Annotated in this window: 3 protein-coding genes and 1 tRNA gene; 1 reads left to right on the forward strand and 3 read right to left on the reverse strand. The window is 70.7% G+C overall.

From position 1 onward, the window contains the following. Positions 1–664 precede the first annotated feature (664 nt). The 3 genes from ACFPZL_RS10615 to serS form a co-directional block, all read right to left on the reverse strand. Positions 665–752, reverse strand: a tRNA-Ser gene (locus ACFPZL_RS10615). A gap of 32 nt (positions 753–784) precedes the next feature. Further along, the gene (locus ACFPZL_RS10620) at positions 785–1,615 is read right to left on the reverse strand and encodes an HAD family hydrolase (protein WP_218115329.1); all 831 of its coding nucleotides are present in this window, start codon (positions 1,613–1,615) and stop codon (positions 785–787) included. A gap of 2 nt (positions 1,616–1,617) precedes the next feature. Continuing rightward, the gene (gene serS, locus ACFPZL_RS10625; RefSeq protein WP_218115331.1) at positions 1,618–2,886 is read right to left on the reverse strand and encodes a serine--tRNA ligase; all 1,269 of its coding nucleotides are present in this window, start codon (positions 2,884–2,886) and stop codon (positions 1,618–1,620) included. A 244-nt stretch (positions 2,887–3,130) separates the two neighbouring features. Between serS and ACFPZL_RS10630 the strand changes: the two genes are divergently transcribed. Continuing rightward, a partial coding sequence (locus ACFPZL_RS10630) for a protein adenylyltransferase SelO (protein WP_382335366.1) occupies positions 3,131–4,244 on the forward strand: 1,114 nt, incomplete at its 3' end.

Here is a 4,244-nt window from a genome sequence, read left to right on the forward strand (position 1 = left end):
CCGCGGCGACCATCGCGGTCTCCCGCCGATGCGCGAGCCGTGGGCCGACTCTATCGCCGCGTGTGCGCGGGCCGGCGTGCGCGGGTCGGCGCACCCCGCTCCCGAAGGCTCACGATGAGCCCGTGCTCGCCGCGAGGATCCCCCTGGCGTGCAATCGGGATCGGGGCCGCGATCGCCACCGACCCGCAGCTCGCAGGCATGCAGCACGCACGCACGAGACAGTACGCGATCGTCCGCACTGCACGCCTTCGATCGACGATCTCGTACAGTCTCGACGATCACGTACTGTCTCGACTTTCCCGTGCGATTCGATTCGGTTCCGTGCAGCAGCCTCGCCGATCCGAGACCACAGGTCCGAGGCCCCGATCCGAGGCCGCCGAACCAAGGATCGGGGCACGGTCGAAGCCACTGGCGCAGGACGCAACGAGAGCCCGGCCGATGGCCGGGCTCTCGACTGTGACATATCTCGCTACTCATTCGAGACACATGTCCCGACTCATCACACTGGCGGAGGGTAGGGGATCTGAACCCCGCCCGGCCGCTCAGAGCGAAGCATCGCTTCGCGCGGCCACGGCGCTGGCGCCGCACACGGCGCCAGTCGAGGGGTTCTCGATGAGCCCCTTCCCGACGCAAAGAGCCTGTCGCAATGCGACAGGCTCTGCAGCGGAGGGTAGGGGATTTGAACCCCTGAGACGGGGTTACCGCCTGCTTGTTTTCAAGACAAGTTCCTTCGGCCGCTCGGACAACCCTCCGCAGGCAATCCTAGCCGAGGCGGCCTCGCGGATCAGCCGAGCAGCGCGGCGAAGCGATGGCGGAACGCGGCCGCCAGCCCCCCGTCCTCGACCGTGCCGGTCACGCGAGTCGCGTGCACCTTCACGTCGTCGGCCGCCTGGCCCATCGCCACGGACTCGCCGTGGCGGCCGGCCCAGCGCAGCATCTGGATGTCGTTGTGCCCGTCGCCGGCCGCGAACACGTGCGAGCGCGGGATGTCGAGCCTCGCTCGCACGACCTCGAGTGCGCTCTCCTTCGACACGCCCTCGGGGGCGATGTCGAGCCAAGCCGTGAAGCCGATGGCGTACGAGACTCGGGTGAGCCCCATCGTGTCGACGAGCGCGAGGAAGTCCTCGAGCACATGGTCGGGCGAGACCACGACCATGCGGGTCGCCTGCACCTTCAGGAGCTCGTCGAACGGGACTTCCCGCTTGCGGCCGGGCAGTGTGGAGGCCGGGATGTTCTCGGTGAAGAGGAACTCGCCCTCAGGCGTTTCGACGCCGAAGCGGGCGGTGACGAGCCGCGACCGGATCCGCCGCAGCACCTCGCTCGGGTCGAAGGTCTCGACGTACTCCTTGCGGTAGGCGCGGTCGGCGAGCGTATCGCGCTTCAGCGTGACGGCGCCGTTGCACGCGACGACCCAGGTCGGGCGGATCCGCAATTCTTCGACCACCGGCAGCGTGGCATCGACCGAGCGGCCGGTCGCGATCACGATCTCGTGCCCGGCATCGGCGAGCGCGCGAATCGAGTCCGCGACCTCCGCGTCCATGGTGCTGTCGTGGTGCAGCACGGTGCCGTCGAGGTCGAGGGCGATCAGGTGGCGATCCTGCTTGGAGACCCGCACGGCTACGCACCCACCGGGGCGAGCACGTCGAGCCCGCCGAGATAGGGGCGCAACGCCTCGGGCACGCGCACGCTGCCGTCGGCCCGCTGATGGGTCTCGAGGATCGCGACGATCCACCGCGTGGTGGCGAGCGTGCCGTTGAGGGTGGCGACGGGGCGACTCTTGCCCGACTCGTCGCGGAACCGCGTGGCGAGACGGCGCGACTGGAAGGTGGTGCAGTTGCTGGTCGAGGTCAGCTCGCGGAACGTGCCCTGCGTCGGCACCCACGCCTCGATGTCGAACTTGCGCGCCGCGCTGGATCCGAGGTCCCCTGCGGCGACATCGATCACGCGGTAGGAGAGCCCGAGCGCCTGCAGCATCTCCTCCTGCCAGGCGACGAGACGGTCGTGCTCGGCTTCCGCCTCGGCCGGGTCGGCGTAGACGAACATCTCGAGCTTGTTGAACTGGTGCACGCGCAGGATCCCGCGCGTGTCCTTGCCGTGGGATCCGGCCTCGCGGCGGTAGCAGGTGGACCACCCGGCATAGCGCAGCGGCCCCTCGCCGAGATCGAGGATCTCGTCGGCATGGTAGCCGGCGAGCGCCACCTCGCTCGTGCCCGTCAGGTAGAGGTCGTCGGCCGGCAGGTGGTACACCTCGTCGGCGTGCTCTCCGAGGAAGCCGGTGCCGCGCATCACCTCGGGGCGCACGAGCGTGGGGGTGATGAGCGGGGTGAAACCGTTCGCCAGCGCGCGGTCGAGGGCGAGGTTCATGAGCGCGATCTCGAGTCGGGCTCCGACTCCCCGCAGGAAGTAGAAGCGCGCTCCCGAGACCTTCGCCCCGCGCTGCATGTCGATCGCGCCGAGCAGTTCGCCGAGCTCGAGGTGATCCCGCGCCTCGAAATCGAAGCTCGGGATCTCGCCGTGCGTGCGGAGCGTGACGAAGTTCTCCTCGCCACCGGCGGGCACCCCTTCGATGACCACGTTCTCGAGGAGCATCACCGCGGCGCCGAAGGCGGCATCGGCCTCCTTCGCGCGGGCGTCCGCCGCCTTCACCTCGGCGGCGAGCTCCTGCGCGCGGGCGATCAGTGCGGGCTTCTCGTCCTTCGACGCCGCCTTGACCTGCTTCCCGAACTCGTTCTGCTCGGCCCGGAGCCGCTCGAACTCGCCGAGCGCTGCCCGCCGGGCCTCGTCAGCCGCGACCGCGGCGTCCACGCTCGACTCGTCGTTCCCGCGAGCCTTCTGCGAGCGCTTGATGGCGTCTGGGTCGGTACGGAGCAGCACGGGATCGATCACCCGACCAGTCTATCCAGGGGCCGCGTGGAAAAGGCCGGGGCCGGTGGTCCGACGACGCCGTGCCGGGCTGCGGTGTTCGAGCGGATCGGATACCGCGTCGCCGGGCCGCATCACGGGGCCGGATCGACGCGCCGGATCGACGCGCCGGATCGGCTCATCCGCTCGAACTGAACGCGGGTGGAGGCGCGCGGCGTATCCTGCCGGCATGAGCATTGCCGGAGCGAGCGATAGCGGCACCCTCGAGATGGTGCAGCCGTCGAGCGTCGACGTGCGCCTCGACCACGGCTTCGCCCGCGCGCTCCCCGAGCTCGCGGTGCCGTGGAGCGCGGCCAGGCCCGAGCATCCGACCCTCCTCGCGCTCAACGCGCCGCTCGCCGTCGAGCTCGGCCTGGATCCCGGGGAACTCCGCTCGGAGTCGGGCATCCGCTTCCTGCTGGGCAATGAGCTCGCCGCCGGAAGCCGGCCGGTGGCGCAGGCCTACGCCGGGCATCAGTTCGGTGGGCTCTCACCCCGACTCGGGGACGGGCGAGCGCTGCTGCTCGGCGAGATCGTCGACCCCGCCGGCCGGGTGCGGGATCTGCATCTGAAGGGCTCCGGGCGCACGCCGTTCGCCCGCGCCGACGGCTTCGCCGCCGTCGGGCCGATGCTGCGCGAGTACGCAGTCGGCGAAGCCATGCATGCGCTCGGGATCCCCACCACGCGTGCGCTCGCGGTGATCGGCACGGGGCGCCGGGTGCCGCGCGACGGCGAACTGCTGCCGGGCGCCGTGCTGGTGCGCGTGGCGGCGAGCCACCTGCGGATCGGCTCCTTCCAGTACGCCGCGATCCGCGGGGACATCGGACTGCTGCGCCGACTCACCGAGTTCGCCATTCGGCGGCACTACCCTCGGCTCCTCGGATCCGGCACCCCCGCCCTCGACCTGCTGCGGGCGGTGATCGCCGCGCAGGCCGAGCTGGTCGCCTCGTGGATGCTCGTCGGCTTCGTGCACGGAGTGATGAACACCGACAATGCGACGATCTCCGGCGAGACGATCGACTACGGGCCGTGCGCCTTCCTCGACGCCTACGATCCTGCCGCCGTCTTCAGCTCGATCGACCACGGCGGCCGCTACGCGTACGGCGGCCAGCCCGGGGTGATGCTGTGGAACCTCACCCGGTTCGCCGAGGCGCTGCTCCCGCTGATCGACGCAGAGCGTCACGGCGGCAGTGACACGGCCCCCACCGCCGCTCGCGAGATCGACCCGGCCGCGATCCGCCTCGCCGAGGAGGCGCTCGCGGAGTTCGCACCCGCGTACCAGCGCGCGTGGACCTCGGGCATGCGCGCCAAACTCGGGCTCGCGGACGGCGATGCCGACGACG

The sequence above is a fragment of the Leucobacter soli genome (assembly GCF_042659205.1).
Taxonomy (GTDB): Bacteria; Actinomycetota; Actinomycetes; order Actinomycetales; family Microbacteriaceae; genus Leucobacter; species Leucobacter soli.